This is a genomic window from Chitinophaga rupis (assembly GCF_900109685.1).
GTDB classification, from domain to species: Bacteria; Bacteroidota; Bacteroidia; order Chitinophagales; family Chitinophagaceae; genus Chitinophaga; species Chitinophaga rupis.
In genome coordinates this window covers 669,064-694,267 of the sequence record NZ_FOBB01000002.1, presented here as the reverse complement: position 1 = coordinate 694,267, position 25,204 = coordinate 669,064, and the positions used below count along the sequence as shown (strand labels likewise).

Here is a 25,204-nt window from a genome sequence, read left to right as displayed (position 1 = left end):
TGACCTTCGGCAGGTTCCTCCAATTGATCCTGGTAGCTATTAATTGAATTTGTTCAGGTAATCCTGCAGGCCGCCTTTCATACCTATGCCTACGGCTTCAAATTTCCATTCCCCGCTCTTTTTGTATATCCTGCCGAATTCTACTGCGGTTTCTATGGAGAAATCTTCTTCCAGCTCATACTTCAGCAGCTCTTCGTTAGTGTCCGTGTTAAAAATGCGGATGAATGAATTACGTACCTGTCCGAAGTTCTGGTTACGGGCGGCAGCATCGTGTATTGTGATGACGATACATATTTCGCCGGCGCCCGGATCAATTTTAGAGAGGTCCACGACGATCTGTTCATCGTCGCCTTCTGCATCGCCCACCAGGTTATCGCCGGTATGTATTACAGATTCATTGGGAGATTGCAGGTTGTTGTAGAAAACAAAATGCCGGTCAGACAGCAGCTTTCTGTTCTCTCCTAAAATAAAAGCGGATGCATCGAGATCGAATGCGCTGCCGGTATCGGAGTTGTTGGCGTCCCAGCCAAGCCCCACCGTAAATTTCGGAGCCTGCAGGCTTTGTCTTTGTCCTTTGATCAGGTTAATTGACATGATTTTTCAGTTTTTAGTTTTAAAATGTTCTCCTGGTAATTTTTTATCTGGTGATAATTATTGCTGATAGCGAGGTGCAATAATTCGCTACGTTTTTTCCTGCTGATATTGGTAATTACTTCTGTAAATGCCGGGTTGTCCAGCAGCAGTATATACTTCACCAGGCGCGTATTGAAGCAGAAGCTTGCACTGTTCATAATGCGGATAATATCTCGTGCCGCTTTTACATCGAAGTAGTTATAAAAATTCTCTATGCTGGGATGAACGGAGGTATTTACCAGCTCCGCAAAATAGAGGAAGATGAATTGCCCGTTCACCTGATACCGGTTCAGGATCCTGCTGACCGTATGTTCATGGCTGCCGGTGATCTTTATATCATCCAGGAAAATGCAGAGTTTACCGGAGATAAGGTTCCGGTCAAGATAATACGTATCATTAGAGATTAGCCGTACACGTTGTTCGTAGTCCATATTCCCGTAATCTTCCACATAGGTCTGGTGCCGGTATATTTTGCTTTCATTACATGCGGACCGCTGATGCCTGAACAGGAAATCGTTGAGCTGCTTTTTGAAAAAGACACAGAGAAAATTGGAGGCAGTGGGAATAGCGTAGTAGGGACTTGGAAGCAGCACCACCTCTTCGTGCGCAAGGATAAGATCAGCATGTTCTGCGATAAAGCCATCAAATAATTCCCTGGCAAATTTTTCCGCATAACATGTTTGTCCGAATTTAAAGCGGCTGTACTCCAGCGCTGAGAATGGGGGATCGTATCCGTTGTCAATTTTGTGAAGACTATATCTCAGGTTCATAGTTTGTTATATTAACATGGCCTTGAATCCATAATTGATGGCGCCCTGGTAATCTGCCGCCGGATTATCGCCGATATGCAGGATGTCTGTTTTATTCAGCGGACGGATGGCGGTTGCATGCCGGAATACCAGATCAAAGGCGCCGGCGGCGGGTTTGGAAAATCCTGTTTCATCGGAGTACAGCTGGAATGAAATGAGTGCTGACAATTCGTAGTGATCGAGCAGCTTCCTTAGTATTACACCATTAATGAAAGCAGTATTGCTTAGGATGCTGATGGTTTTTCCCGCTGCTTTTATAGCCTGGAAACAGCTGCGGATGCTGCTGTTAATGAGTACAGGTTTGTAATGCATGAACAGCTGGTCTGCCGCTGCCTGGAAATTGACTATCTCCTGACGGGAAAGCTCATTCACATTTACTTTTAATTCATGCAGCACCTGACAGTATATCCGTTCGGCATGGATGTGCTGCCCGGTAATTTCACTGATCTTGTTAGCCAGTATGTCGTGATGCCGTATTACCCGGGCTACTTCTTCAAGCGGCTTGCCGATCGCAAAGAACGATTTGAACAATGCATTTCTCTTAGCTTTAAATGCCGGGTTAGAACGGATGAGCGTTAACCATAAATCGAACGAAAAATGACAACAGGAGGCAGGGATCTTCATGGATTACTTGGAGCCTGCTCCCCATTTTAATCCCCATTTATATGTTTTGTCGCATTCGCCATGGCCGCTATGAAAGGTGACCAGCTTTTTTACGTTGATGGTATTGCCGGAAAACTGGATCTCTGCAATGGCGCAGAAATTATGAAAGCTGGCCTGTTTTCCCATTTGTACTTCAATGTCGGCTACACCCGGTACGTTAACCGTTACAACCGCGTTAGTTTGCTGCCAATTGGCTACGCCGTTATAAATAAAGCAATAGATGATGATGCGTTTCAGATCATGCATCCCCTGGGGATTCACAATAATATTTTCTCCTGATCCGGCAGCTGCGCCTCTATCGTCGCCGGTGTGCCATATCCACGGAGCGGCGGTGTACCTCCCCTGCCGGGTATGTTTGTCTTTGGGGCCACCCTGGCCTTTGGCGAATTGCAGACCATCAATTACATTTTTTTCTCCGCTGTTCAGTTCATAGAAGCAGCCCAGGTCCAGGTCAACGTCAGCGCTCCCGCCTAAGATGCTACCGAACAGGCCCTTTTTGATTACTTTAGACCAGTTCAGGTTGATATTGATTTCCTGCGTGAGACTGTCCATTTTTTTGGAGAGATCGATAACATGCGAGTCACCTGTTTTTTCCAGGGTGATTTTTTGAATGTTGACTGCCATAGTTATTATTGAGTTTTATGTTGGTTGCTTTTTATCACCGTATTGCCTGTAACTGGTTACGATAACATTACGGTTTCAAAAATAGCGTTGCTGTTTGAGGCTATTTTCCGGGAACCCGTAAACGGTTGCTGGTGCAGCATTAATTTTTCAGTAGCCTGGTATTGGGTATTGAGGAGTAATAAAAAAGCCGCATAATCAAATGATTATGCGGCTTGAAGGCCTACTTCACCGTCATTCGCGCCGAAACTGCCGGGGATGGTTAGCTTCGATGAACCGGAAGCGTTCGGGCTATTCGGTTGTCCCATCACCCATGGCAGGCAACCCAAAAAAGATATCGGGAAACAGACAGTTTACAAATTCAAACGTTATGAATACCTCTGCCTGCAAAGCTTCCCCTCACCTGGCCTTCTCCATTTGCTTAATGGCGATCCATCCTTCCGGCGTGATGCCCATAATCTCAGTGGCAACGCCCAGCGTTTGGTAGGTATCAAAGAAAGCCATTCGTGCAATGGGGTGATCCACTTCACTCATCACCGCATAACCCTGTTCACGCAGATCGCCGGTGACCCGGTCAAAATCGCTAACCGGCATACGGAATGCAAGATGCTGTGTACCGCCTGCAGGATATTTTTCGAGGTAGTCATGGAACATGCTTTGGCCGGAAAGAGGTTGAATAAGTTCAATGAAGGTACCACCGTTATAAGTCTGAGTGGTTAGCCAGTCACCGGCTACTGCTTTGCCATAATAGGTCATATCCAGGTCCTGTGCGCGGATATGTTCCGGTTCGGGAAAGCCGGCGATCCCCAGGGCGTTCGAAAGGAACTTTACGGCGGCGTGAATATCCGGAACCACCCAGCCGATCTGTGCGAGTTCGAGCCCGGCGATCGTGTTGTTAATACTGCTCATATTTGTTTGCTGTTAGGTTAGTAGCCGGGTGCCTCAACAGCACCCTCAGGACAATAGCGATCCTACATATAAAACACATTGAACCGGTGACCATCAGGATCCGCAAATACGAAACCATAATAACCCTTTCCAAACTCTTCCGGCCTGGAAACGATTGTTCCCCCGGCTTGCTGCACCTCTTTTTCCCAATTATTAACCGTTTCCTTACTGTCTGCAGAAAGGGTAAAAATAATTTCATTCCCGGCTTTTGTATCAATAATCGGCCCCTTCATGCCGGGTTCAAGTGCATCCTTCAGAAAGAAATGGATGATAAAGTTCTCCTCGCCAAAGAAGAAGCTGGTCAGCTGCTCCGAATCCCCGTTATGTTTAAATCCGATCTGTTTATAGAATTTAGTGGTTCGTTCTAAATTCTGCACGCTGAAATTGGCCCATATTTTTTTTGTGTTCATAAACTAAAGGTTTTATGTTTAATAGCTTTTCTTTTTGACAAGTTGAATTGCTTGTTATCTCCCTGATTTCATTCACGATCCCATGAACGGGCCAGGCAATTTTTAAAGATCCGGATCCTTTTAAAATGCCCGTTAGCGTTCCGGGATCAGATTCAAAGATAGTCCACAGGCTCGTCAAAGAGGGTGGCTATTTGCGTAATTTTCCGGGGCTGTTTCCGTCATTATCATAATTCAGACAATGCAGGCATGATAGCGCGGATTTAGTATTATCTTTAAAGAGCAGTAATACCTCGTGAAGTTATGACAGCGTTTCAATTCCGTCCCGTCACACCGCATCCGTTATTAAGCCCATACATTGCGAAAATATATGTGTTTGAAAGCAGTGGCCGCCTTCCGGATCAGGATAAAAAACTGATCGTACCAAACGCGAATCTCAAACTAACGCTTACCTGCCGTAATGGGATTGCGGCCCGTGTGGCAGACAGGAGCTTCATTCAAAGTGAAAATAAGCTAAGCTTAACAGGTCTGATCGATGTTCCTGTCATACTTGACCCGCAGGAAGATAAACAGACCGGCACCATCGTCATTGAATTTAACCCGCTTGGAGCTTATCGCTTTTTTCATTTATCGTATGCTGAGGTTAAAAATCAAATTGTGGAGATGGCAGACCTGGTGGGTAACCCTGCAGAAGCGCTTCAGCAGCAGCTTGCCGAAGCAGGCACTATGGATCACAAACTGCAGCTCCTCCAAAAGATGCTGATCAAACGGCTGGAACAAGCGGTTCCCGACCCGATATACGATTACTGCATTGATCGTATAGCTGACTCCAAAGGTATGGTTAGCGTGGCACAGCTGGAAAAGGAAACCGGCTACAGCGCACGATGGCTTCACAGAAAATTTTCAGAACATCTGGGCACAGGAGCTAAGAACCTTGCCGAAATAGTCCGGTTCAAACAATTTTACCAGGTTTATTCAACCAGCGGCAAACTGGAAAGCTTAAAAGGATCTATTTACCATTATTACTACGACCAATCCCATTTCCTCCGGGCATTTAAACGGTTCACCGGCTTCAGCCCAACCGACCTTCAAAACAGCCTGAACGAGCTGGCTACCAAACATTATACGAGCTAGTTCCGATTCGTACAATACTTCGGGCTGCCCCCAACCTATTTTTGCCTGAAAAGCAAATAAAATGGGAAACAATGATTTTAACTGCAGCCTGTCTGCAAACATCAGCGCAGCTGAAGCAATCAAAAAGATCAGTAATGTACCGGCATGGTGGGGAGTGGCCTTTTCCGGAAGCGCGGAAAAACCCAATGATACATTTACTATAAAAATGGGCGGAGAGTCTTTCTTCAACTTTACCGTAACGGAACTGATCCCTGGTAAAAGAATTGTTTGGTTAATTACAGATTGCAATATGCCCTGGTATGCTGATAAAAAAGAGTGGGCTAACACCCGCCTGATTTTTGATCTCAATGAACATAACGGCATCACAACGCTGCAGTTCACACACGAAGGCCTTACGCCGGAGGTTGAATGCTACAAGGATTGTGCGCCTGGCTGGACCCATTGGATCAACACCAGCCTGCTTTCCTATTTTACTACGGGAGAAGGCGTTTTCAGAGCGCCTACTAAGTGAGCTTTATGTTGTTGCCACAAAGGTGTACAGCAAGAAATAATTTTGTGTTGCGTATAAAAAACGATGAGGGGTAACCGTTATATACAATATATATATTTTTAGCTGAAATAACCAAACCCGTATCCTATGAAGAAAAACCATCGTACCTGTAGCACTGTACTTATTGCTGTCACATTGATGGGGTCATGGCTGACCTCCTGTAAAAGAGATCTACTCCCACAAAAAAAAGAGATTTCTGCTATGATCAGCACCGGCGCCTATACGGTGCTGACCACAGAACGGCCCACACTCCCTCCTGTTGCTGACGGACCGGTGGAGCTGGGTATGCAGTTCAAAGCATCTTCATCCGGCACTATTACCAAATTCAGGTATTATAAAGTAGCCGGGGAAACAGGCACACATACCGGGCGCTTATGGTCTGCCAATGGCAGGCTTCTGAAAACAGCTGTTTTCTCTGCGGAAACAGATACCGGCTGGCAAACAGTTACGCTGGATACCCCCTATCCTATCAGCGCAGATACCGTGTATATTATTGCGGTAAATGCCCTAAGCCATTATGCAGCCACCACGCAGGGCCTGGCCACTGTTATCACCAACGGCCCGCTGAGCAGCATTGCCGGTAATAACGGCCGGTATAACTACACCACCGGCGGTTTCCCGGCCAGCACGTACGACAACACCAATTACTTCCGGGATATTGAATTTGTACCCGGGCAGGATGATCCGGCGCCCCCTACTGCACCGGCCAATCTCAGCGCCTCCAATATTACCGCTAACAGCGCCACGTTAAGCTGGTCTGCCGCTACAGATAATATAGGCGTTACCGCTTATGAAATATACCGTAACGGTACGCTTATTGACACCACACAGGGCACCACTATAGCCGTCTCTCATTTAAACACAGCAGGGCTTTACAGCTTTTACGTAAAAGCCAGGGACGCATTTGGCAACCGCTCTGCTGCCAGTAACCTGGCAGATTTTACAACCCTGAACACCAGCGGCATCACACATGGCTCCCAGCTTACCACGGCTATAGTAGGGCCACGGGGTATTAGCATCAGCACCTTTATCACCGTACCTGGCGGCACCTTCAGCGGCACAGCGCTAAGCGGCTGGGGCAGCGCAGCGCGTACAGTTGGCGCCGGCGGAGAAACTATTGATGGTTACTGGTTCCCGGCCGGCACAGTAGTGCTGCAGGGCGCCAATATCAGTTCACGCATTACCGTTACCAGCGGATGGCTGGTGCTGCGGGGCTGTAAAGGAGCTGTTCTTGTTAATCATCCTGCCGGTAACGGCGGCGGTGCAGCGGCCCTGTTCTGCCAGCTGAGCGAATTTGATACAGGCGGACTTAAAGACAGGCGGCAACCCGCAGCATCTATTGTGTACCGTTGTTATTTCCCGCATAGTGGCCTGGAGAACGTGTATGCAAATAATATCACTGTAACGGAATCCTGGATCACTCCCGATCCGGATACGGTTGGCACAGAACATATTGACGGGATCCAGACCTGGGGCGGACAGCGTTACCTGAACTTTTCCCGCAACCACCTGGAGTTTAACCCGCCGCACACAGCGCCCTATGGTCTTTCCGGTCTGATAGGCATGTATTCGGATGGTGCACAGGACGGTTTCGACGGCTATGATCACGTAATGGTGAACGACAATTATTTTATACTGAATGCCTATGGTATAGCCCTGCATGCACCACTGGCCGTGCCGGTCACCAATATGACCGTTACCGGTAACCGCTGGGTATGGAGCGACGCCGCAGAGGATGCGGACTATACCAATGCGGTATATCATAATCCCAGCCAGTCTATCCCGGACTATAATAAAAACAGTGGCAATGGAAACCACTGGAAAAACAACCAATGGGCAGATGGCCCTCATGCCAGTGAGTTCCTTTGGCCTGACAATGCTACCTCTGCAACGGAGTTCTAACGGGAAGCAGTATACGTAAAGGAATAAGATCGTAAAAGGCTAACCTGCGCTGGTTGCAGGTTAGCCTTTTTTATTATCATGTAAAGAAACAGCAAAATAGTTTAGCTGCCGGATCATCAATTTTGTATATTATGATCGCAGAGATAAAACTTAAAAGGATATGCAGCGGAATCAGCACCTTTCGTTCGGATATATTGTAAGTACTACCAGCCTTGCATTTGTAGTATCCCAGCTGGATGTATCTATTGTAAATATTGCCCTGCCCGCAATGGCAAAAGCTTTTGGGGCCGGCATCAGTGCGCTGCAATGGGTAGCGGATGCCTATACCGTTGCATTCGCCGCGCTTATGTTGTCGGCAGGCGGTATGAGTGACCGCCTGGGTTCCAAACGAATTTTCCAGCTTGGATTACTGCTTTTCGGCATCGCATCCACCGGCTGCGGATTTGCATGGAGCATTGGCAGTCTTATCGCTTTCCGTGCATTACAGGGCATAGCCGCTGCTACTATGATACCCAGCTCGCTTTCTATTCTCAACCAGGCATTCGCACATAAACCCGATGAACGTGCACGCGCCGTAGCATTATGGACCATGGCCGGTGGTATTTCCATTGCTGCAGGGCCTATACTCGGCGGGCTTTTCCTGCACATCAGCAGTTGGCGCATGATCTTTTTCGTGAACATTCCCATTTGCCTGGCAGGTGTGCTGCTGGCTGCCAAAATAGAGGATGGTGAATTACATCCACACAGGGGAATGGATCTTACCGGCCAGCTGGTATGGATGCTGGCCCTTACTGCTTTTATTGGGGGCATCATTGAATGGCATGCACCAGGCGTGCCGCGCTTGCTGGTCATTGGCGCGCTGGTGTTTAGTGTATTATCGCTGCTGCTGTTCCTGTATATTGAAAAACGTGCACAATCGCCGATACTGCCTTTGGATCTCTTTCATACACCGGTATTTAATGTGCTGTTGCTGTTGGGAGTTATTGTAAACAATGCCTATTATGGTACCGTGTTCGTACTGAGCCTTTACTTGCAAAACGTGCTGCATTACACCTCCATACATGCCGGCCTGGCTTTTCTGCCGCTTACAGCTGGTTTTATTGTTTCCAACTTTATCAGCGGCAGGTTGACGGCAGCTTACGGCATCCGCCTGCCACTACTGGGCGGTACGCTGCTGGCGGCAGCCGGTTATGCAGGCTTACAGGTGGCTGGTTCTTCCACACCTTACCTGCAATTGTTTATCCCCTTTCTGATTATCCCTATGGGCATGGGCATTGCAGTACCGGCCATGACTACTGGCATTCTTTCCAGCGTGGAAAAAAGCAGGAGCGGAACAGCGTCTGCTATTCTCAACACCATACGGCAGGCGGCTGGTGCGCTTGGCGTAGCTGTTTTTGGCGCCATGGCCAGCGGCGGGCCGCGGAACATTGCCTGGGCTGCCCGCACCAGCGGACTGATTTCCTGCTGCAGCCTCCTGCTGGCAGCAACACTGATCTACCGGTACGTTCGGAAAAACTAAGACGGCATTTCACTTTACATATCCGATCTTGCAATCATTGTACCGGCAAACCATATAAAATAAATAGCACGTTTGTGTTTTGCTAAACGGGGAAATGAATTCTATCTTCGGCGCAGTCGAACTATAACTGTTAATCATTACTGTCAACATTTAACCTTAAACAAATCCCTTTACCATGAAAAAAGCACTCTTGATGTGCTGTTGCGCCGTTGTCGCTGCACTTACCCTTTCTTCCTGTGCAACTATTTTTGGAGGTTCCCGGCACACCTTCGTAGTAAATTCCAGTCCCGACGATGCCCAGGTAGTGATCACTGACAAAAAAGGCAAGGAGGTCTTTAACGGCCACACACCAACGGAGGTACGGCTGAAATCCGGCGCCGGTTACTTCTCCCCGGCGGAGTATACTGTAAAGTTCTCTAAACCCGGGCACCAGGACCAGATGGCACTTATTCATTTCAGACTGAATGGCTGGTATTTTGGTAACATTGTGATCGGTGGCGCCATAGGTATGCTGATAGTAGATCCTTTAACCGGCGGTATGTGGAAAGTTAGTCCCGGAGAGAAACAGATCTACAAAACATTAAAGCCGCAGGGCGTAGCTACACTGGATATTATCGACATTAAAAATGTTGATGAAAAAACGAAAGAACAGCTGGTGAAGATCAACTAAATCATTGAATTTAATAGTCCCCAGTGGGCTCACAAAGCCTCTCTAAGCATATAGAGAGGCTTTTGTTTTTAGGATCTCATTTTGCTGCCTGATCAAGCATCAGCGATTTAGCCATTTTCTGGGAAGTTTCATCCAGTAAATGAGCTGTTCCCCAATCAAAGATCTGATCAATCAGCTCCCTGAGTGATAACCCGGTGTCTGTTAAACTATAAAAGATTTCCTGGGGATGCTTGCTTACCCTTACATCACGGTTAATAAGCCCCTGCTTTTCTAAATCCCGCAGTTGTTCTGTCAGTACTTTTTTACTGATCTTCGGCATTTTCTTTTGCAGCGATCCAAACCGGTTAATACCGTGCTGGATCAGGTATAGGATAATAGGCTTCCATCTGCCGCTGATCAGTTCAATGGTTTTTCCAACAGGACAGGAATAAGTATCGTACTCATTTGTTTCCATCATGAAAGGTTATAAGTTGATAGTTACTGTTTGGTAACTTATTGACCGTGTTATGCCGGCAATATAATTTTGCTTCCACAAACATAGAATTATTATGCCGGATCTATTAAACCAGGAGCAAAGAAAAGTAACACTATTCAGCGTTATACTAATGGGCTTAACCTCCGTTCACCACCTGTATGGTGCAATCGCCTATCATACCTCCTGGCGTTTGCATGTACTGTTGTTCAGCATCCCTGTACTTGTTGTTACGCTATTGCTACACCGCGCTGCCAGCAGGCCCTGGGCATTCCGGTTATACTGGATCATCACCTTATTGGCCGCCATCATCCTGATCGGGATCTTTGAAGGATTATATAACCATGTCCTGAAAAATGTGCTTTTCTTTAGCGGTTTCCCAAAAAGCAGCATGGAAAAGCTGTATCCGCAAGGGGCTTATGAAATGCCCGACAGCTTTTTCTTTGAGATAAGCGGAATAATGCAGGGAATTATTGCAATACCATTGATCATTTACTTTGTCAGGTTAACACAGGCTAAAGTAATCAAGCCGAAAATATAAGCCATGAAAACACATCTCATGCTGCGGATCCTGCTGGCATTCCATTTAACCGGACTGACAATTATGGCAGGTACAACTATAATAGACTTTTTCACCTTTAAAACGTTCTGCCGGCTAATAGATCATAGCGACAACAAAGCTTTGAACCTGCTTCCATTAATGTCCGGTTACGGAAGCTTTGTCAGGGCTGGTGCGGCAATATTAATCCTCACGGGAGCTGGTATGTTCCTGATGATGAAGGGCATTTGGTGGGACCAGTTATGGTTCAGGATAAAAATAGCCCTGGTGCTTTTATTAGTATTAAATGGAATGCTCGTGGGTAATAAACAGGGCACCAGGTTAAGAAGTATGACCTGTGAGGGTTTACCGGACTTTATTCAACGCAGCGTGCACATAAGGGCCAACCTGGATAGATTTTATATCACCCAGCTGCTGCTCTTTTTCCTGATCATCTTAGTAAGTGCGATCAAATTTGAAAAATGAAAGCGCTCACCTGATCCATTCAGAAGGCATCATGGAAAGAATAGATAAATTTATGCTTTTTATAATATCTTTATTATCAGACCAGCCCCATCCCATAGGAATATGCATGAGGTCATTTTGGAATAAACAAAACTTCCGAATTGGAAAATAACCTGCAATTTGAAATGAGAAATTCTATTATTTTAGCTTTACTACTGGCATCAACAGGCTGCGCCCATGTACAAAAGGAACAGCCGGTTACGCAAACTGCTCCTGTTAATACAGATAAAAACATCGTGGCAAATGATGTTCCTGTTAATACAAATAAAAGTATCGTAGAAAATATGGATTCAGATTATTCACCCACCTTTGCGAAAGCCCATCCGAATGCACAACGATTAATGAAGGATGAGTTTTTCTTTAGTGTAATAGAAGAAACAGCTCCTTTTGGCAGTGATGATGGGGCGGATGCTTATGCAGGATTTAAGGACTGGCGCCCAATGCATCGTTCAGAAAGCCCGGTCAGATTTCTACAATATCAATTTGAAAGGTGGGAATATCCTCTGTTTGATTTCCATGAAACATCCTTTGAAAAGCTGAAGCCTTATTTAGAGGAGAGCTTTACGGGAATGCGTCTTATGAGAGGCATTGATGCAGCCATCGTTGCAACTGCTTTTGGACAGCTATACCTTGAAGGTACAATAGGAAGTGATATTAAAGAGCTGGCAAAACTCTCTGTCAAAAGAGAACTTTTATCGGAGGTCCTGAAAACATGGGAAGAGCATGCAGATGTTCGTCAGATGAAATTAGAGAAGCTATTGAACGTTCTTAATGAGGTTAAATAAATAGCATGGGAAGAGCAGCTATTGCGCCCCCTGTAGCCACAAGATTGTTATATACATTTGGAAACCGCTACAACATTCATAACCAACAAACAACAAACAAATGAGCAACATTCAATACATCAACCCCGACGGGCTTTCAAAAAACCCTGCATTTTCACAGGTTGTCACAACACACGGAAAAGGAAAGACCATTTATATTGGTGGACAAGATGCTGTAAATGCGCAGGGAGAAATAGTTGGCAAGGGCGACATTGGCGAACAAACAGAGCAGGTAATGAAGAATTTACAAACAGCACTTTCAGCTTGTGGAGCAACTTTTGACAATCTTATAAAATTATCCATACATATTGTTCAGGGACAAGACCTCTATCGTGGGTTCCAGGTTTCCCAGAAGTTTTTGGGCCATTTGGCAAACCCGCCTGCCATTACTGGCTTTTTTGTTGCAGCCCTGGCAAATCCTAACTATTTAATCGAAATAGATGCCATAGCATTTATCCCGGAAGAATAAAAAACTAACTACCCAATTATGAAACGTACCAACTGGTTTGACCGCAAATTCTCTCCCATTGAGGACAATGGCATCCTTCCCTGCATTATTGAAAGGCTGGAAGGCACTCCTGCCAGGCTGGCTGAAAAAATGAAACAGGTCAACCAAACCATCCTCTCTGTTTCAAAAGACCATAAATGGAGCATTAAGCGGGAGATCGGCCACCTGCTTGATCTTGAACCGCTTTGGCTGGAAAGGGCAAAAGAAATTATTGCCGGGGAGCCTGATCTTAAAAAGGCGGATCTTACGAATCGCAAAACACAGGAAGCAGATCATGATGAAAAAGACCTTACTGCATTGATCACAGACTTCGGCACGCAGCGGCAGTATTTAGTGCAGCTCTTAAGAGGGTTACAGGATGCGGACCTGGATAAGTCAGCCAAACACCCCAGGCTGGGCACACCCATGAGGATCATTGACCTGGCCTACTTTGTGGCAGAACATGACGATCATCACCTGGCCCAGATCACCTTTTTACAAAACAGTATTCTATAAGCCAGCAACGCTTGCCAGGTATTTCAATGCCCGCATGCCCGGCATAAAAAAATAAGCGCCGCCACGCACAAATACAAACTGCGGTATATTATTTATTTTCTTTCTTACCGGGCAGCCCTGTATGGTAAATGCACTGTTCCTGAAAGCAGTCTCTCTGAAAGGAAATCCAATAATAGGGTCTATATCATCGTTCAAACCATCAAACTTATTATTGTTACACCAGGCATTCTGAATAAACTCAAACTGCCGGTTGATCTGTGCGTTAAAGCAAATAAAATACAATCCTCTTTTATCATTATTCCCTGAGGCACGCATGGTTGCCGGGTCGAAGTCCGGTGATAAAGGTGCGCCAAATGCCCGGCCTCTTCTGAGTATCTTATGCTTCTTCACCATCTTCACAGATAATGCTGGATCATCATCTATCCCATCCCGGGGATTTGACTTGCGGATATGCGCACCAATAGGGCAATGGTAGCCATCCTTATCCTTTTCCGCAAAAGAGAAATTCTTAAGGTCCCCTGCGGCGGCCGGCGCCAGTGGCTCACCATTCAGGCGCCTGCCCATTATTTTAGCCGCTATTAATTCCGGGCCCATGCCTTGTAAATGCGGATCATTTTCGGATAAGCCATAGATAAACTCCCAGAAAACTTTTACATCCTGCTCCAACTGCCGGAACACCATATAGCTGCCGTTTTTACCTATATCAAAAACGTCCTCCACCCCGGTTTTAACCCTGGGGCTTAAAGGAAATTTTGCATATTCGTTCGGATACCCTAATATAAATTCACCGGGCATAATTACATTCTGCTCCTCCTCCTTTGTATAGCGTGCATTACTGCCACCAACACCGGCAATCAATGGGTTCATGATCCCATCTTCAAAGCCAAAATGTTCTTTGCTGCCAATATTCATTGTATTTAAGCGGGTCACTTCGGTGATGTTATAACGTTTCAATATCTCTGCCGTATCCTGGTACTTGTTCTCCAACGCGGCGCTGTCTTTTGCAAAGATCATCAGCACAGCATCCACCGGATTATGATCACCTCCCCAATGCCATTTCTCCGGTGCATTGGTATCAAAATCTCCCAGGATGCGGCTCCGGGTCTTCGTGTTTAATCCCTCTGTAAATTCCGGGGCAAAGCCGGTGATCAATCGTTCCTGCGGTATCAGCCGGGCGATCCCTGTATTGGTGAATGCTATATGAAAAGCAAGATCCGGCCGTTTATGGCTGGCGGATGTAATACCCGGCAATATATCTGCCAGGAATGCGCGGACCTGTGCCTGCTCAGTAAACTGCAGCATTACATAACAGGCTTCCGGCAGAAAAGTATACGACCTGATAAGCAGGCCCTGTATATCGCCAAATTCTATTTTTGGGGTTTGCATAACTATAAAAGGTTTAACCATTGTTTTGTTTGCATGTCATTCATTTCCTCGTTCAATCCAAGTGCAATGCGATGATTCCTCCATATATTCTTAACCGTTAGCTCTTCAAAAGCGCTGTACCAGACCTGTGTGTGGATCTGGTATTTCCTGGTCCAGTTCTTAAAACGCTCTTCATCAGCCGCTCCCTTAAAAACCAGCCAGCCAGTGCGGGGAAAATTGATGGTATTGCTCCATACGCCGGTGAGGCCAACGGCTGCCCGATCAACAAAATCACTCAGGTAATTTTCCCAGCTGCCATCGAAATTGCTGAAGAACAACAAGGTCCGCTCCTTTTCCAGGACAGACCAGCCTGCGAAATGAATAGTAGAAATGCCACCTAATGCACCTTTATTAAAGCTGTATTTTGCCAACAGGTTAATCAACCAAAGCACGGTTCTTAATACGCCCAGCCTGAACCTGCCCGGGCTTATCGCAACAAGATGCGATAATTGATTCTGCGCATAAAAATCCTCATCTTTTGTAAGAGAAGGCACTGCGGCTACTTCCTGTTCCGTATCCGGCAATTCAGGCGCTGTTTTTTCAAGACGTCTTAAGTAAAATATGATAACGGCAATCAGCACAACCAATACAGCCAGAAGATAAAGATGTATGATGCCTGCAAGCGCCAGCAACCCTATTAACAAAAGCCCTATCAGTAAACCAGCGTACACAGGCTTTATATAAGGCAGCGGTACCGCCTTAATATGGTTGTAGTCAGGCACCTGTTGATGGATGTACTGCACTATTTCCTGTTTTATAAATTTGGGATCGTCTGTTGCGGCGAATGTTCTTTCCCTCAGAAATTGCTGTATGTGGGTATAGATCTCCGCCTCCTTACCAATAATATCAGTAGACAATCCCCGGTATCCGGAATAGTATGCATCCACCCGTTGTATATGTCCTTTTATAAAAGTGGTGATAGCGGAAGCAGGAGGAATAGCAGGATCGTAATCCTTACAACAGGAGAAAATCTTTTGAAAGGGAGAGATGTTTTCCCCGGCAGTCATTGCCTGTAAATAGGTATCCAGCAGTCCATCATAGGTGCAGGAATACACCAGCCTGAAAAGCTGTCCCGGAGGCTGGGCGGCCAGTGGGTCGGGAAAAATAACAAACCGGGCAAAGTGGATGCCTTTAATTTTCCTGAAGGGATTGTCTGCTTTAGTAATAATGGCGGTATGGAGCAGGTGCAATTCATTGCAAAGGATGCTGAGCTTATTTGCATCAATATCGGCAATGACAATCAGGCCGTTTTGATCGGTGAATGTTTTCATTTATTTGGGGTTATCCTAAAGATACTTATTTTTTCACATTCCTGCTTAGCTCATAAACAAGCACCGTTACAGGCCCAAGCTGATCGGAGATCCCTACAGCGGATTCTTTATTGGCATTATATTCTCCCAGGTAACTGTTGGCCAGTACGTACAATTTATTTTCCAGGATTGCTGCAGTAGTAGGGTCATGGAACAGCTCATTTCCTTTGTCAATGATCTTTTCGCCAGTAATTCCATCTCCGTTACTATTCAGCGAATATTGCACAATAGCATTACCCTTATTGGTTGCAGCGCCGTTGTACACGCCAATAATGTTGTTGTTCCAAAATACCAGGCCATCCAGGTTGTATGCCTTTGTGGAATCTGTATATCCTTTTAATGGGCTCAGCTTTTTTGATGGCAGATCCAGCTGCATTAAGCCATGACTATAGGTAGCTACGTACACTTTACCATTTGCATTGTAAGTGATCCCATTAGGCCAGGCTATAAGAGAATCCTTCACAAACAGGCTTAATTTTTCCCTTACCGGATCCACTTCATAAAGGGAGGAATCATAGGTATCGGTTATGTATAGCTTGCCGTCCGGATGAAGGATCAGGTCATTGAACAAATGGCGCGCAGTATCTTTAAGGATATACTTTTGCTTTACCACTCCTTTTTTCAAATCAAAAGCATGCACGCAGGACAGGTACCAATGATCCTGTTTTTTATTTGACACCACCCATAACCATTGTGCTTTGGCATCTATCTTCATTCCAAGCCCTTCGAGAAATCCATCCTGGCCGCTTTTGATGAGATCCTTGTGCGATCCATCCTTATTAATTGTAATAATTTTTTGCAAAGCAATGCTGCTTACATAGATGGTTCCATTAACCGGGTTTATAGTGATGCCTTCCGGTATCACATCTTTCTCAGTATGAGTAGTGATGATCTCCGGCCCGGATTGTGCTGCCAGATCCAGCACCGCCAGCAGGGTAATAAGACTGAACAGGAATTTTTTCATATTGTGGGAACTTCACGGAAATGCCGTTATCCCTAATTACGAATTTATCGCCATCTTTCCAAATCTGCGGCTACAGGGAAGCGATGGTAATATGCACAAGGAAAAACAAGCCCATAAAAAGCAAAACATGCTTTTTATGGGCTTGTTTACAGATCTTCAACGTCATGAATTTTATTGCGCCTTGATAAATTTATGGACGCTCATGATATGGCTGCCGTTTAATACCTGTATCACATATAAGCCAGGGGAAAGTTTTGAAACATCCAACAGAATGCGCTGGCTGCCCTTGGCAACAGCATGTCTTGAGCTGGACATCATAACGCCTGAGGCGGAAATGATCTTCAGGACAACGGTACCAGACGCCTTTGCCGGAACCACAACATTAAGCGTATGATTAACCGGATTGGGATAGATGCCGGGTTGCAATACAGTTTCCGTATTATTAACCGGGCTGTTTTTTGTAATGGCCTGGCGGGCTGAATTGTTTTGGTCCGTGGTACTGCAGGTCTCATCTATATAAGCGCGGAAGGCAGCACCAGGGGCAGCGCTGAAGCCATTAGCCAGTACTACTTCTACCCCTGCCCGCAAGGTAAGCGAGCCGCCTGATTGTACGGCTACGCTGCTTTGGGCAGTTAAATAGTTAAGTACATCATAAAGAGCGGTAACGCCGGAACCAACCGTAAGGCTGCTGAGGGTTAAAGTATTAGGAACAATAACACCCTGCAGCAGGGCGCTGTTGGCAATAGCCGTCCGCATTCTTGTGCCCTGGCCGGCAGTAAATAATTGCATACAGTTGGGCGGCACATAAGCCATTATTAAGTTGGTGGCCGGGTTATAAGGCGCACCATTGGCATCTGTGCTCCCTATACCGCAGTTAGCGCCATTCCATGAGCAGTCCGCATTAGTGCTGAACGTTTGGGGATCAGGCCTGGTATCGCAAACAAAATCCCCGCAGGATGTACAGTTGCTGCCATTTACCAGCTCGCGGCAGCCGCTTTCGCACATGCCGTGAAAAGTATGGTACAGGCCTATACAATGGCCCAGTTCATGTGAAAGTACATGAGAGCTAACCATGTTAATGCCTGAAAAAACACCTCCGAGCGCAAGGGATGTAGCTACTATATTGGCGGCTATCCCACCCTGCATATTGCCATCAGTGCCCAGTAAATAAAGATCAATAGCATTGCTGTGAGCATTAGGCGAAAAATTATCAAACTTACCGTCTCCATTATTATCAATGCTAAAGTTGCTCATATTGTAATAGGTATCATTCCAAATCTCATCAATGCCCAGCAGAGATATGCAGATACCGTGGGGAAGAAAGTCTGCTGCTACTATATTCAACCCCTGTATCACTGTTGCCTGTGTTTGTCCTCCGGTGCCATTGCTTCTGCGGATGATGTGCGCAAACACCCGCAATACATAGTTATCGGAAGGTGTGGCAAACTGCTGCGGCGGGATCTTTTCAAGGAAGTTAGGCACCTGTTCCGGTGTAGAACAAATAGTCTGTCCACGCACGGCTATGCTCAGCCCCAGTAAAAGAGCGTAGTAAAGGAATATTTTTTTCATAAGCGTAGGGGTTAATGTTGTTGTGATTGTTTGAGCGTTTCTATCTTTTTATTCAGCTCAATAATGTAAAGGGTGAGCTCTTCGATCTTTTTGAGCAGGGAGGCATCCATTGAAGACAGGTCGTACCCTTGCGCTTTTATATCTGCTGCAGAAGGAATGCCGGGCAGATGCTGATGCTGGCTTATAAACTCCTCCTGCGCTTTCAGTGAAGGCAGCTCATAATCCGGATTGAAAACATAGTCGGGCCATGGATTGGTATTGGTGATCCGGATCTCCCGTGCGCCAATTTTTCCTTCGACAGCCAGTTTAAATGTGCCGGGTGCGGTGGTTCCAATGCCCACATTTCCACCTGAAGAAATATACAGGTCTGTGGTAAACCCGGTAGGCGACAGAATGTTACCACTTACCCGGCCTATTTCAAACCAGGCATCCGGGTTTCTCCATATGCCGCCGTACTTTCCGGAATATTTCATGAAACCAATACGCTGAAGGCCCTGAGCGTCTACAATAAAGCCAAGGCCTTCCCCATCGATCGAAACATTGCCATACCTGGCAATTCCTCCTGAAGTGGTGCTGCTTCCGGACCACTGTTGTGCGGAAGCCAGGTTAACAGATAAAAAAAAGCAAATGAGTGATGAAAAGAATACTTCTTTCATAAAAGGTTTTTTGAGGGGTGATAAAATAAATTCAAAAGATAAGTAACAAGAATATGCCGGGTTTTCTTATATAATAAGGGATAACTTTTTCATCGGGAAATAGGGTTATAGATCCATTGTACAGAATAATAGGTTGACGTGATCTAAGGTAATAAAAAAACATTCAAAACAATTACGCATTTTAGCTTATTCAAAACATGCGTGCTGCTAAAAGTAATACACTCCCAATTTCATGTATAAATATCCTGCGTAAAATGTATCTTGTCTTTCCAGAGCAACATTATATGAAGATTTTTAAAAATAGGGCACTTATATCCCTGATCTTTTCCTTTAGTACATTTCAGCTTGCAGCACAGCAAAAGACTTACAATATAACAGCCTATGGCGCCAAAGCCGATGGCAAAACCAATAACACCACTGCCATACAAAGCGCAATAGACAAAGCCAGCGCAAATGGCGGCGGGCGGGTATTGATCCCCGCCGGTAAGTTTGTTACGGGAGTAATTGAAATTAAAACCGGCGTTGAGCTGCACCTTGCCGCCAATGCCGTACTGCTGGCCACCACAAAACGGATTGATTATGGCCCGGAAAAAGCCTCTCCCCTGATCGTTGCCGACGGACAGCAAAATATCGGGATCACAGGTCCGGGTACTATTGATGGACAGGCCGAACTGCTGATAAAGGATATTTACGTGATGCTGCGGAACGGCAGCCTTAAAGACCAGGAATGGCAGCAATACAATGAATGGGGACAAATGAGGCCGGAAGAGAACAACCGGCCCAAGCTGATCCAGTTCAGGAACTGCAAAGATATCAGCATAAAAAAAGTAACCATAAAAAATGGCCTGTGCTGGATCCAGGATTACCAGAGCTGTACAAATATGATTATTGACAGCATCAATGTACAAAGCAATACCTTTCTGAATAATGATGGCATTGACCTGGTTGACTGCAAAAACGTAAAACTGACCAATAGTAACTTCAATGTAGCGGATGATGGCATCTGCCTGAAATCACATGATCCCAAAGGGCTTTGCGAAAACATCTACATCGCTAATTGCAGGGTGCGTTCCAGCGCAAGCGCATTCAAAATGGGTACCGCTTCATTCGGGGGCTTTAAGAATATCACTGTACGGGATATTTACGTGTACAATACTTTCAGGTCTGCCATTGCCCTTGAAACGGTGGACGGTGGGATATTGGAGGACATAGACATCCAGCGTGTTACTGCAAAAAATACCGGCAACGCCATCTTCATCCGCTTGGGCAAACGCCGGAAGGATATACCCCCGGGCCATATCAAAGGCGTTTATATTGGCAATGTTAAAGTACAGGTACCTGCAGGCAAACCGGATGCCGGCTACCAGATGGAAGGTCCCCGTGAGCTGTTTGAGCATAACATTTTCCCCGCATCCATCACCGGTATCCCGGGGTATTCTGTGTCAGACATTACACTGGAGAACATTGAAATAACGTATAATGGCAGTGCCAAAGAATATATTGCTTTTTCCAATATTGACTCCCTGGAAAATATACCGGAGAAGACCGGGGATTACCCGGAGTTTTCCATGTTCGGAGAACTGCCTGCATGGGGCTTTTATATAAGACATGCCGATAACGTTAAAATGAAGAATGTAAAGCTGATCGCCACCGGCGATGAATACCGTGCCGCCTGTGTATTTGACGATATGGATGGATTGGAGCTGGACGGTGTGAAAATTTCAAAAGCAGCCGCTCTTCCTGTGCTGTTGCTAAACAAGGTAAAGCGCTCATCATTCCGAAATATGCAGCTGCCGGATAAAAGCAAGGAAGCAATACTGGTTAAATAGCGCTACATTTAAATCTAAATAAACTGCGTTATGGAAGATCAAACGACTGCATTAGCGCCCATCTTGTACCTCAAAGACCTGGCAGCTGCTATTGATTTCTATAAAAATGTATTTGACGCCATAGAAAAATGGCGTGTGAGTAATCCCGATGGCAGCGTACATGTTGCAGAAATGATCATTGGCGCTGCGTTACTCCGCATGCATGAAGAAGTAAGCAATGATAATAATTTCAGTCCGGAAACCGTGGGGGGGACTACTGTTGTAATGGGACTATTGGTTCCTGACCCGGATGCAGTGGCGGCAAAAGCTACCGCTGCGGGTGCTACCGTATTGAGCCCGGTAAAGGATTATGAATATGGTTACCGGCAGGGTACAATAAAAGACCCTTTTGGGCATCACTGGATGATTGAAAAGAAAACGGCGGAGCCGCCACTAGGGTCAGAATAGGATAACGCCAGCCTCTGAGAGTTCTTTCAAAACCTCCCCAGAAAATCGCCTTTCCTCCGCTGTGCAATTTCCAGCCGGGCGCCATTAGCCATGATCACATAGCCGTTTTTTCCTTTAATGTAACTTTTTATAAAACGAAGGTTGATAATAGACGTATTGTGGATGCGGCAAAAATTATTGGCGCAGAGCAGGTCTTCGTAAAACCCCAGGTGGCGGGAGGAAATAAGCTTTACATTATTAGCAAGATGAAAGGCTGTATAGGCGCCTTCTGCATTGCACCAGATGATCTCTTTGAGATCTATAAATTCACAACCGTTCAGCGTGGCAATACAGAGCTTCCGGTCCTGCCCACCCTGCAGCGCCAGGTTGTACAAAAGCGTATCCATATGCTGCTGTTTATTTTTCTCAATGATCCTTTTCCGCGCCCGGTCAACCGCTTCTTTAAATTCAGGAATGCCAATGGGCTTCAATAAATAATCTATAGCAGCAAACCGGAACGCCTCCACCGCATAATTATCATAGGCGGTTATACAGATCAGCTCAAAATTCCTGGAAGATAATTTCCGCAACACATCAAAACCGCTTCCGTCTGCAATCTGTATGTCCAGGATAACCAGCTGAGGCGCCTGGCTTTCGATCAGCTGCACGCTTTTTTCAACACTATCAGCTGTTCCGCTTAACGCCAGGTCAGCAGCAAACTGCCGGATCAGGTCGCAGATCACATGCATGCTTTTTTCTTCATCCTCAATAACAATGGTCTGTATAGTCATAATCAGTTATTTGACATAGGGAAACATAAACGTACAACGGTGCCCTGTTCAGCGCCGCCCTGCTCTTTCTTATCAATTACTTCCAACAGTATCTTTTCTTTCTGAATAGCATTCATGATATTGATCCTGCTTTCAGTAATGCCCGTACCTAATGACCGGTAACCCGGGAAGCTGGCCTGCTTCCTTTGCGCGGCTACGTGAATGCCTATACCATTATCGTCAATCGTGCATACCAGGTAATTGCCCAGGCGTCTGAAATCAATACGCACCATGCCGGGTTTATCCAGCAATGCGGAAATACCATGTTTAATGGCATTCTCCACATGCGGCTGTATGATCATGGAAGGAATATAAAGATCTGTTTGGGGCAGGTCCTCCTCCACCTGGATGCTATAATCCATGCGCTCGCCCAGGCGCAGTTTTTCCAGCTCCAGGTACAGCTCCAGCACTTTTAATTCTTCAGCCAGGGTAATATCGGAAGCAGTGCTGTACTGCAATATTTTCCTTATGAGCATGGAAAACTTATGGAGGTATAAGTTGGCGTTAACAATATCGGACCGGAGTATATAATGCTGTATAGAGCTTAAACAGTTAAAAATGAAATGCGGGTTCATTTGCGCCCTTAAAGCCATCATTTCCAGGTCTGCCATTTTTTTCCTGAGCAGGTATGCTGCATCCCTTTGCCGGTGCTGCCGCCTGAAAGCAGCATACACGCCCCAGCCGGCCAGCAGCGCCACCAGGAAATAGGCCACAAGCATAAACCAGGCGGTTTTCCAGAAAGGCGGTGGCACTGCAATAACAAGTTTTTTTGTCTGCCGGCTTTTAACGCCCCAGCGGTCTATGGCCCTTATCTCAAAGGTATGGATGCCAAAAGGCAGGGTAGAAAATTCCAGCAGGCTGTTGGCCGTGCTGGTCCAGTTGCTGTCCAGGTCCTTTAAACGGTATTGATAGCGGATATATTTACCGCTGCGGAAAGAAATGCCCGACAGCCCGATCAGCAGCTTGTTCTTCTTATAATCTATGAGCACCGTATCGCTCCCCGTTATTTCCTTATTTCCGCTTACTATTGTGCTGATATTGATCAGCGGGTTTTGCATGGAGTGCGGGGTATAGTCCTCCGGAAAAAAACATATACCCCTGGCCGTAGCCGCCCAGATGTATTTTCCGCTAATAGCGGTCTGGTTTACATCAGCAGCAATAAGGCCATCCATTTCTGTGATGCCGGCAACCGTATAAATAAGCAGATCATGATCCCAGCGGTAAGCTATCCTGGAAATTCCTTTGTCGGTAGAGATCCAGGCAGTATGGCCATCCAGCAGCACATGCTTGCACATGCTGCTCAGCAGCCCCTGTTGCCTGCCAATGCAGGTGATACGCCCATTTTTTAATATTACCACGCCCTGCTGCGTAGATACCCATATCGTGGAATCCGGCGCTACATCAATATGGTTAATGATGCCGCTTAATGCCGGGTAGCCTGTTCCCAGGTATTTGACGGCACCATCCGCAAAGGTGTACATCCCGTTGAAGGTGCCCCAGTAATAGCGGCCTCCTATTCCATCCACGCAGGTAACCCTTTGCCTGAAGATAGTTTTAACACGTTTGCTGCGGGGATCCATCATATACAATCCCAGGCCGCTTGCCAGCACAATGGAGCTGTCGCCCATAAGGAACATCCCTTTTATACTGCTGCAGTGGCCAATATTCCTATAGCTGTTATCAGCAGCAAATGAATAAAACCCATAATCGCTTGCTACCAGCATTTGATGGGCGGTGTAAGGCCGTATATCCAATACCCGGTTATTCTCGTTGTTCTTTCCCCACTGAGGGAGCAGCTTGCCCTGCAAAGTGTGATTATCTATTGAAAAAATATTACCGTCCGTAAAGCCGGCTGCCATGTGCTGCGGGTCCATGGTGCGGATACATCTTACATCCTGTGCTACCAGCTTTCCCTGGCTGGATATATAATGCGAACCGGGATCGGGCAGGTAAAATACGCCCTGGTTTAATGTAGTTACCCAATAGCCTGCTTCCCGGTCTTTCAGAATAGAGGAGCAGCAGGCTTTTGAAAAAAAGAGCCGGATATTACGGGCCGGGCTCAGGAAATTACTTACCCGCACCAGCCCTTTATTCCGTGTACAGATCCATAGGGTGCTGTCATTTTCATGGTAAAGGGCATTCAGGTCATTGTATTTCAGGTGTAGCTCTTTCAGTGAAGGTATAAGGGTTAACCGTGCAGTATCTGCCATGTAAATACCATCCGCATAAAACAGCACTGCTTCCCGGTTGGCAGCTAAAGTTACCAATGGCCTTTTATAAAAAGGAAGATATATGCCGTGATGATAGGGAAAGGTATACCGGGCAATCTTATACTTACTTTTTACAGTCAGCGCATAGGTACGGCTGTCTGCAAGTGAAAAATGAAAATTGATCTGCTTTTCAGAAGAGGCTTTCAGAACAGGCCAGGAATAGATCTCGTTCTTAGCAGGTTTTACCTGCTCTTTAAAACGCCATTCCCCCGGCCGGTTTACAGCCCCGTAGTATCCCTGGTAATCTTTTATGTCCCGGGTATAGTTAGTGAACAGTAATATGGAATCCGTGATAAAATCTTCACTGATAGCATACACGCCCTTACAGCCATCTAATTGCCGGAAAGTGCCTTTGTAAAAAACAGATGGGATCCCTGACAAAGATATAAACCACATGTTATTATGCCGGTCCAGGTATAACCTTAGGATCTCGTTGTCGGGCAAGCCGTCTTCTTTGGAAAAATTCCTGAATGTTTTGCCATCAAAGCGGCTCACGCCCTGGTTAGTAGCAAACCATATAAAGCCATTGCTATCCTGCAGGGCATGATATACCGTGGATCCCGCCAGACCGTCCTTAACGGTATATTGGGTGTAGGAAGGGTCCTGGGCGCGGGCCTGCCACCATGAGATTAACAATATCAATGTAAATAGCCTGCACATTGAAGAAGCTACCTGTTAATGGTTATTTAAAAGAATAAAGGCACCTG

The 25,204-nt window shown here is 46.1% G+C and carries 26 protein-coding genes; 12 read left to right on the top strand and 14 right to left on the bottom strand.

Annotated elements, in window-relative coordinates; translation table 11 throughout:
- Nucleotides 1–39 precede the first annotated feature (39 nt).
- The 6 genes from BMZ54_RS09915 to BMZ54_RS09890 all read right to left on the bottom strand — a co-directional run bounded on the left by BMZ54_RS09915 (nt 40) and on the right by BMZ54_RS09890 (nt 4,084).
- On the bottom strand, nt 40–594 hold the full coding sequence (locus tag BMZ54_RS09915) for a TerD family protein (protein ID WP_089909998.1): 555 nt from the start codon (nt 592–594) through the stop codon (nt 40–42).
- Nucleotides 579–1,403 (bottom strand): phosphoribosyltransferase family protein, encoded by an 825-nt coding sequence (locus BMZ54_RS09910; RefSeq protein WP_089909995.1) that lies wholly within the window; start codon nt 1,401–1,403, stop codon nt 579–581. Before BMZ54_RS09910 ends, BMZ54_RS09915 begins: the two co-directional genes overlap by 16 nt.
- Nucleotides 1,404–1,409: 6 nt before the next feature.
- Nucleotides 1,410–2,066 carry an HAD family hydrolase gene (locus BMZ54_RS09905; RefSeq protein WP_089909992.1) on the bottom strand — a complete coding sequence of 219 codons (657 nt, stop codon included), beginning with the start codon at nt 2,064–2,066 and terminating at the stop codon, nt 1,410–1,412.
- 3 nt (nt 2,067–2,069) lie between these two features.
- Complete coding sequence (locus tag BMZ54_RS09900; protein ID WP_089909989.1) at nt 2,070–2,729, bottom strand: stress protein; 660 nt, start codon at nt 2,727–2,729, stop codon at nt 2,070–2,072.
- A 396-nt stretch (nt 2,730–3,125) separates the two neighbouring features.
- Nucleotides 3,126–3,581, bottom strand: coding sequence for a VOC family protein (locus tag BMZ54_RS09895; RefSeq protein WP_238386541.1), 456 nt, complete (start codon nt 3,579–3,581; stop codon nt 3,126–3,128).
- 116 nt (nt 3,582–3,697) lie between these two features.
- Complete coding sequence (locus BMZ54_RS09890) at nt 3,698–4,084, bottom strand: VOC family protein (RefSeq protein ID WP_089909983.1); 387 nt, start codon at nt 4,082–4,084, stop codon at nt 3,698–3,700.
- 300 nt (nt 4,085–4,384) lie between these two features.
- On the opposite strand from BMZ54_RS09890, the gene BMZ54_RS09885 reads away from it, so the two are divergent.
- From BMZ54_RS09885 to BMZ54_RS09865, 5 genes are all read left to right on the top strand, one after another.
- Nucleotides 4,385–5,215, top strand: a complete 831-nt coding sequence (locus BMZ54_RS09885; protein ID WP_089909980.1) for a helix-turn-helix domain-containing protein — start codon at nt 4,385–4,387, stop codon at nt 5,213–5,215.
- A gap of 61 nt (nt 5,216–5,276) precedes the next feature.
- A complete protein-coding gene (locus tag BMZ54_RS09880) occupies nt 5,277–5,726 on the top strand; it encodes an SRPBCC family protein (RefSeq protein ID WP_089909978.1) in 450 nt (149 codons plus the stop codon).
- 126 nt (nt 5,727–5,852) lie between these two features.
- Nucleotides 5,853–7,667 carry a DUF4082 domain-containing protein gene (locus BMZ54_RS09875; protein ID WP_089909975.1) on the top strand — a complete coding sequence of 605 codons (1,815 nt, stop codon included), beginning with the start codon at nt 5,853–5,855 and terminating at the stop codon, nt 7,665–7,667.
- A 160-nt stretch (nt 7,668–7,827) separates the two neighbouring features.
- Entirely contained in the window at nt 7,828–9,186 is a 1,359-nt protein-coding gene (locus BMZ54_RS09870) for an MFS transporter (protein WP_089909972.1), read from the top strand.
- 175 nt (nt 9,187–9,361) lie between these two features.
- Nucleotides 9,362–9,856 (top strand): hypothetical protein, encoded by a 495-nt coding sequence (locus BMZ54_RS09865; protein WP_143080957.1) that lies wholly within the window; start codon nt 9,362–9,364, stop codon nt 9,854–9,856.
- 76 nt (nt 9,857–9,932) lie between these two features.
- Here the strand turns inward: BMZ54_RS09865 and BMZ54_RS09860 are convergent, their stop codons facing one another.
- On the bottom strand, nt 9,933–10,313 hold the full coding sequence (locus BMZ54_RS09860; RefSeq protein ID WP_202909198.1) for a winged helix-turn-helix transcriptional regulator: 381 nt from the start codon (nt 10,311–10,313) through the stop codon (nt 9,933–9,935).
- 91 nt (nt 10,314–10,404) lie between these two features.
- Between BMZ54_RS09860 and BMZ54_RS09855 the strand changes: the two genes are divergently transcribed.
- From BMZ54_RS09855 to BMZ54_RS09835, 5 genes are all read left to right on the top strand, one after another.
- Entirely contained in the window at nt 10,405–10,869 is a 465-nt protein-coding gene (locus BMZ54_RS09855) for a hypothetical protein (protein WP_143080956.1), read from the top strand.
- Nucleotides 10,870–10,872: 3 nt separating this feature from the next.
- Nucleotides 10,873–11,352: a hypothetical protein gene (locus tag BMZ54_RS09850; RefSeq protein WP_143080955.1), complete on the top strand. Its 480-nt coding sequence runs from the start codon at nt 10,873–10,875 to the stop codon at nt 11,350–11,352.
- 140 nt (nt 11,353–11,492) lie between these two features.
- Nucleotides 11,493–12,176: a hypothetical protein gene (locus tag BMZ54_RS09845; protein WP_143080954.1), complete on the top strand. Its 684-nt coding sequence runs from the start codon at nt 11,493–11,495 to the stop codon at nt 12,174–12,176.
- 100 nt (nt 12,177–12,276) lie between these two features.
- On the top strand, nt 12,277–12,684 hold the full coding sequence (locus tag BMZ54_RS09840; protein ID WP_089909952.1) for a RidA family protein: 408 nt from the start codon (nt 12,277–12,279) through the stop codon (nt 12,682–12,684).
- An 18-nt stretch (nt 12,685–12,702) separates the two neighbouring features.
- Nucleotides 12,703–13,218 (top strand): DinB family protein, encoded by a 516-nt coding sequence (locus tag BMZ54_RS09835; protein ID WP_089909946.1) that lies wholly within the window; start codon nt 12,703–12,705, stop codon nt 13,216–13,218.
- On the opposite strand, the gene BMZ54_RS09830 is transcribed toward BMZ54_RS09835, so the two are convergent.
- The 5 genes from BMZ54_RS09830 to BMZ54_RS09810 all read right to left on the bottom strand — a co-directional run bounded on the left by BMZ54_RS09830 (nt 13,213) and on the right by BMZ54_RS09810 (nt 19,142).
- Nucleotides 13,213–14,604: a Dyp-type peroxidase gene (locus tag BMZ54_RS09830; RefSeq protein WP_089909943.1), complete on the bottom strand. Its 1,392-nt coding sequence runs from the start codon at nt 14,602–14,604 to the stop codon at nt 13,213–13,215. The two genes, BMZ54_RS09835 and BMZ54_RS09830, sit on opposite strands and share 6 nt — an antisense overlap.
- A gap of 2 nt (nt 14,605–14,606) precedes the next feature.
- Nucleotides 14,607–15,914 (bottom strand): hypothetical protein, encoded by a 1,308-nt coding sequence (locus BMZ54_RS09825; protein ID WP_089909940.1) that lies wholly within the window; start codon nt 15,912–15,914, stop codon nt 14,607–14,609.
- 25 nt (nt 15,915–15,939) lie between these two features.
- Nucleotides 15,940–16,917: an SMP-30/gluconolactonase/LRE family protein gene (locus BMZ54_RS09820; protein ID WP_089909937.1), complete on the bottom strand. Its 978-nt coding sequence runs from the start codon at nt 16,915–16,917 to the stop codon at nt 15,940–15,942.
- Between the two features lie 171 nt (nt 16,918–17,088).
- Nucleotides 17,089–18,486 carry a T9SS type A sorting domain-containing protein gene (locus BMZ54_RS09815; protein ID WP_089909934.1) on the bottom strand — a complete coding sequence of 466 codons (1,398 nt, stop codon included), beginning with the start codon at nt 18,484–18,486 and terminating at the stop codon, nt 17,089–17,091.
- A gap of 11 nt (nt 18,487–18,497) precedes the next feature.
- Nucleotides 18,498–19,142 carry a hypothetical protein gene (locus BMZ54_RS09810; protein WP_089909931.1) on the bottom strand — a complete coding sequence of 215 codons (645 nt, stop codon included), beginning with the start codon at nt 19,140–19,142 and terminating at the stop codon, nt 18,498–18,500.
- A 284-nt stretch (nt 19,143–19,426) separates the two neighbouring features.
- Between BMZ54_RS09810 and BMZ54_RS09805 the strand changes: the two genes are divergently transcribed.
- A complete protein-coding gene (locus tag BMZ54_RS09805) occupies nt 19,427–20,971 on the top strand; it encodes a glycoside hydrolase family 28 protein (protein ID WP_089909929.1) in 1,545 nt (514 codons plus the stop codon).
- A gap of 30 nt (nt 20,972–21,001) precedes the next feature.
- Nucleotides 21,002–21,418 carry a VOC family protein gene (locus tag BMZ54_RS09800; RefSeq protein WP_089909926.1) on the top strand — a complete coding sequence of 139 codons (417 nt, stop codon included), beginning with the start codon at nt 21,002–21,004 and terminating at the stop codon, nt 21,416–21,418.
- A gap of 26 nt (nt 21,419–21,444) precedes the next feature.
- Here the strand turns inward: BMZ54_RS09800 and BMZ54_RS09795 are convergent, their stop codons facing one another.
- Together BMZ54_RS09795 and BMZ54_RS09790 are read right to left on the bottom strand one after the other, a co-directional pair.
- Complete coding sequence (locus tag BMZ54_RS09795) at nt 21,445–22,188, bottom strand: LytR/AlgR family response regulator transcription factor (protein ID WP_089909924.1); 744 nt, start codon at nt 22,186–22,188, stop codon at nt 21,445–21,447.
- A gap of 2 nt (nt 22,189–22,190) precedes the next feature.
- Nucleotides 22,191–25,133 (bottom strand): sensor histidine kinase, encoded by a 2,943-nt coding sequence (locus BMZ54_RS09790; protein WP_238386540.1) that lies wholly within the window; start codon nt 25,131–25,133, stop codon nt 22,191–22,193.
- Nucleotides 25,134–25,204 lie beyond the last annotated feature (71 nt).

Coding starts and splice junctions, on each gene's coding strand:
- BMZ54_RS09910 (WP_089909995.1), bottom strand. CDS start 1,403: ATGAACCTGAGATATAGTCTTCACAAAATTGACAACGGATACGATCCC.
- BMZ54_RS09865 (WP_143080957.1), top strand. CDS start 9,362: ATGAAAAAAGCACTCTTGATGTGCTGTTGCGCCGTTGTCGCTGCACTT.
- BMZ54_RS09805 (WP_089909929.1), top strand. CDS start 19,427: ATGAAGATTTTTAAAAATAGGGCACTTATATCCCTGATCTTTTCCTTT.
- BMZ54_RS09880 (WP_089909978.1), top strand. CDS start 5,277: ATGGGAAACAATGATTTTAACTGCAGCCTGTCTGCAAACATCAGCGCA.
- BMZ54_RS09855 (WP_143080956.1), top strand. CDS start 10,405: ATGCCGGATCTATTAAACCAGGAGCAAAGAAAAGTAACACTATTCAGC.
- BMZ54_RS09890 (WP_089909983.1), bottom strand. CDS start 4,084: ATGAACACAAAAAAAATATGGGCCAATTTCAGCGTGCAGAATTTAGAA.
- BMZ54_RS09860 (WP_202909198.1), bottom strand. CDS start 10,313: ATGATGGAAACAAATGAGTACGATACTTATTCCTGTCCTGTTGGAAAA.
- BMZ54_RS09795 (WP_089909924.1), bottom strand. CDS start 22,188: ATGACTATACAGACCATTGTTATTGAGGATGAAGAAAAAAGCATGCAT.
- BMZ54_RS09870 (WP_089909972.1), top strand. CDS start 7,828: ATGCAGCGGAATCAGCACCTTTCGTTCGGATATATTGTAAGTACTACC.
- BMZ54_RS09815 (WP_089909934.1), bottom strand. CDS start 18,486: ATGAAAAAAATATTCCTTTACTACGCTCTTTTACTGGGGCTGAGCATA.
- BMZ54_RS09900 (WP_089909989.1), bottom strand. CDS start 2,729: ATGGCAGTCAACATTCAAAAAATCACCCTGGAAAAAACAGGTGACTCG.
- BMZ54_RS09915 (WP_089909998.1), bottom strand. CDS start 594: ATGTCAATTAACCTGATCAAAGGACAAAGACAAAGCCTGCAGGCTCCG.
- BMZ54_RS09835 (WP_089909946.1), top strand. CDS start 12,703: ATGAAACGTACCAACTGGTTTGACCGCAAATTCTCTCCCATTGAGGAC.
- BMZ54_RS09905 (WP_089909992.1), bottom strand. CDS start 2,066: ATGAAGATCCCTGCCTCCTGTTGTCATTTTTCGTTCGATTTATGGTTA.
- BMZ54_RS09840 (WP_089909952.1), top strand. CDS start 12,277: ATGAGCAACATTCAATACATCAACCCCGACGGGCTTTCAAAAAACCCT.
- BMZ54_RS09825 (WP_089909940.1), bottom strand. CDS start 15,914: ATGAAAACATTCACCGATCAAAACGGCCTGATTGTCATTGCCGATATT.
- BMZ54_RS09875 (WP_089909975.1), top strand. CDS start 5,853: ATGAAGAAAAACCATCGTACCTGTAGCACTGTACTTATTGCTGTCACA.
- BMZ54_RS09850 (WP_143080955.1), top strand. CDS start 10,873: ATGAAAACACATCTCATGCTGCGGATCCTGCTGGCATTCCATTTAACC.
- BMZ54_RS09820 (WP_089909937.1), bottom strand. CDS start 16,917: ATGAAAAAATTCCTGTTCAGTCTTATTACCCTGCTGGCGGTGCTGGAT.
- BMZ54_RS09885 (WP_089909980.1), top strand. CDS start 4,385: ATGACAGCGTTTCAATTCCGTCCCGTCACACCGCATCCGTTATTAAGC.
- BMZ54_RS09800 (WP_089909926.1), top strand. CDS start 21,002: ATGGAAGATCAAACGACTGCATTAGCGCCCATCTTGTACCTCAAAGAC.
- BMZ54_RS09810 (WP_089909931.1), bottom strand. CDS start 19,142: ATGAAAGAAGTATTCTTTTCATCACTCATTTGCTTTTTTTTATCTGTT.
- BMZ54_RS09830 (WP_089909943.1), bottom strand. CDS start 14,604: ATGCAAACCCCAAAAATAGAATTTGGCGATATACAGGGCCTGCTTATC.